The 3,704-nt window shown below is 51.0% G+C and carries 2 rRNA genes; both read right to left on the bottom strand.

Annotated elements, in window-relative coordinates:
• Positions 1 to 243 precede the first annotated feature (243 nt).
• Positions 244 to 358, bottom strand: a 5S ribosomal RNA gene (gene rrf, locus WNY38_RS17800).
• Between the two features lie 141 nt (positions 359 to 499).
• Positions 500 to 3,334 (bottom strand): 23S ribosomal RNA (locus WNY38_RS17795).
• Positions 3,335 to 3,704 lie beyond the last annotated feature (370 nt).

The raw sequence follows: 3,704 nt of genomic DNA, 5'->3' as shown, positions 1-3,704 counted from the left end.
AGTAGGATTTGAACCTACGACCTTCAGGTTATGAGCCTGACGAGCTACCGGGCTGCTCCATCCCGCGACACTGTGCTTGGCCTATTGCTTACGCTACTTTAGGCCGAGTTTTTTGCGCTACGTTTTTTTGTCGTGCGCGTATCGCTGTCCTGCATTTTTTGCATTAGTGCAGTCTATTTGATTGATCGTTTAGAGAGATTAAATTCGCAAGCGGCTGAAGGCTTGCGTAGAGGTTCTTATTAGGTTTGGCGGTGACCTACTCTCCCACGTCTTAAGACGCAGTACCATCGGCGCAACCGTGCTTAACGGCCGAGTTCGGGATGGGATCGGGTGTTTCACTAGCGCTGTGACCACCAAACCGAATAAGAACCTCTAATGGTTGTTTTTGCTGTGCAAAGAACAACCTGTCCAAGTCAAAGTACATTTTACTGTGTGTGTTGGTATGTATGCTTCTGTTTGTCAGTATAGGTAAAACTTTTCAGTTTTGCTTTTACTGGATCAAATCAAGCCTATCGGGCAATTAGTACCAGTCAACTGAACGCATTGCTGCGCTTACATCTCTGGCCTATCGACGAGGTGGTCTACCTCGGCCCTCAGGGATACCTTGTTTTGAGGGGGGCTTCCCGCTTAGATGCCTTCAGCGGTTATCCTGTCCGATCATAGCTACCCAGCACTGCTATTGGCATAACAACTGGTCCACCAGTGGATCGTTCACCCCGGTCCTCTCGTACTAGGGGCAACTCCTCTCAAGTATCCTACACCCACGGCAGATAGGGACCGAACTGTCTCACGACGTTCTAAACCCAGCTCACGTACCTCTTTAAACGGCGAACAGCCGTACCCTTGGGACCTGCTCCAGCCCCAGGATGAGATGAGCCGACATCGAGGTGCCAAACACTGCCGTCGATATGGACTCTTGGGCAGTATCAGCCTGTTATCCCCGGCGTACCTTTTATCCGTTGAGCGATGGCCCTTCCACTCGGGACCACCGGATCACTATGACCGACTTTCGTCTCTGCTCGACTTGTCAGTCTCGCAGTCAGGCTGGCTTCTGCCATTGCACTCAACGACCGATTTCCGACCGGTCTGAGCCAACCTTCGCGCGCCTCCGTTACTCTTTAGGAGGCGACCGCCCCAGTCAAACTACCCGCCACACAGGGTCCCGGATCCGGATAACGGACCGCGGTTAGACATCAAACAGAACAAGGGTGGTATCTCAAGGGAGGCTCCACCAAAACTAGCGTCTTGGTTTCAAAGCCCACCACCTATCCTGCACATGTTCGGTCTAATGCCAGTGTGAAGCTGTAGTAAAGGTGCACGGGGTCTTTCCGTCTAACCGCGGGAAGCCTGCATCTTGACAGGCAATTCAATTTCGCTGAGTCTATGTTGGAGACAGCGGGGAAGTCGTTACGCCATTCGTGCAGGTCGGAACTTACCCGACAAGGAATTTCGCTACCTTAGGACCGTTATAGTTACGGCCGCCGTTTACCTGGGCTTCAATTCGGAGCTTGCACTCCTCCTTTTAACCTTCAGGCACCGGGCAGGCGTCAGACCCTATACGTCGTCTTACGACTTCGCAGAGCCCTGTGTTTTTAGTAAACAGTCGCCACCCCCTGGTTTGTGCCCCCAGCTCCAAGTTGCCTTAGAACCGGGCCTCCTTCTCGCGAACTTACGGAGGTATTTTGCCGAGTTCCTTCAACATAGTTCTCTCAAGCGCCTTGGTATTCTCTACCTATCCACCTGTGTCGGTTTAGGGTACGATCTAACGATGGAGCTATTTCCAGGAACCTCTAAGCAGCCCATTCAATCCGATAAGGATGAACTACCCTCGAGATCCGTCACTTCCATCTGGCCCAGGAATATTAACCTGGTTCCCATCGACTACGCCTTTCGGCCTCGCCTTAGGGGTCGGCTTACCCTGCTCAGATTAGCTTTAAGCAGGAACCCTTGGATTTTCGGCGAGGGAGTCTCTCACTCCCTTTGTCGCTACTCATGTCATCATTCTCACTAGTGATCTCTCCACCGGATCGCTCACGCGCCGGCTTCACAGAAAGCTCCTTGTGTCCAAGCTCACCATAAGGTGAGTAAAGACACATGGAACTATGTCACACTACGCTCTGCTACCACGTATACAAATATACATCCTCAGCTTCGGCTCATGGCTTGAGCCCCGTTACATCTTCGCCGCAGGACAACTTATCTAGACCAGTGAGCTGTTACGCTATCTTTAAAAGATGGCTGCTTCTAAGCCAACTTCCTGGTTGTTTTGGTCGTCCCACCTGCTTTCCCACTTAGCCATGAATTAGGGGCCTTAGCTGGAGGTTAGGGTTGTTTCCCTCTTCACAACGGACGTTAGCATTCGCTGTGTGTCTGCCATCTAGTACTCCCGGGTATTCGGAGTTTGGTTAGGGTCAGTAAGGCTGTATGCCCCCATTGCCCATCCAGTGCTCTACCCCCCGGGGTATTCGGATGACGCTCTACCTAAATAGATTTCGCAGAGAACCAGCTATCTCCGAGTTTGATTGGCCTTTCACCCCTAGGCACAACTCATCCCGACCTTTTTCAACAGGTGTGGGTTCGGCCCTCCAGTAAGTGTTACCTTACCTTCAGCCTGGTCATGCCTAGATCACTCGGTTTCGGGTCTGATCCCACAAACTCATGCGCCCTATTAAGACTCGCTTTCGCTGCGCCTACACCTAACGGCTTAAGCTTGCTTGTGAGACCAAGTCGATGACCCATTATACAAAAGGTACGCCGTCAGGACTCAAGGTCCCTCCGACTGCTTGTAGGCGTCCGGTTTCAGAAACTGTTTCACTCCCCTCGTCGGGGTGCTTTTCACCTTTCCCTCACGGTACTGGTTCACTATCGGTCAGTAAGGAGTACTTAGCCTTCGGAGGTGGTCCTCCGATCTTCAGACAGAATTTCACGTGTTCCGCCCTACTTAATACGTCCCATCGAGCTTAGAATACGGGGCTATCACCCGCTATGGCCACGATTTCCAACGTGTTCTTCTCACTCTCAAGGCTCGGCTGATCCGCGTTCGCTCGCCACTACTAACGGAGTCTCTATTGATGTCCTTTCCTCCGGGTACTTAGATGTTTCAGTTCCCCGGGTTTGCTCTTTTAAACCTATGTATTCAGTCTAAAAGTACCTGGTTCAGCACGATATAAATCGCCGTAAAGCAATTATATCAAACTGTCAGGTGGGTTGCCCCATTCGGAAATCCATGGATCAAAGCTTATTCTCAGCTCCCCATAGCTTATCGCAGAGTATCACGTCCTTCATCGCCTCTTACTGCCTAGGCATTCACCAAACGCCCTTCTCGCGCTTGATTTGATCCAGAAAGAGCAAAACTGTGATCCAATAAAGGATCACGCCATTTTGCAGGAAGACACAAGCTGGTAAGATGTGCCCTCGCGCTTTCCAAACCAAAAGCATACATTTTCCCGCCAGATCTCTAAGATCTGACATAAAACAACATCCCCGTATGAAGGGATGCGTCTCAGCTCGAAGACCGTGCGATCTACGAGCTTGGTTAGTGTACTTGACTTGGACAACATTGCGTTTTGCAACTGCGATACACATGATCCGCCGAGGAGGCTTAGCATATGCCGGCTTCCGAAGAAGCAGCGGTTGAGCTCGATCCAAATACTATGGTGAGCAACAATGTTGTTCGTTACATTAGGACGTATCCCAATATAACT

Source organism: Pacificibacter sp. AS14, assembly GCF_038899935.1.
Classification (GTDB): Bacteria; Pseudomonadota; Alphaproteobacteria; order Rhodobacterales; family Rhodobacteraceae; genus Celeribacter.
This window is presented reverse-complemented; position numbering and strand designations above follow the sequence as displayed.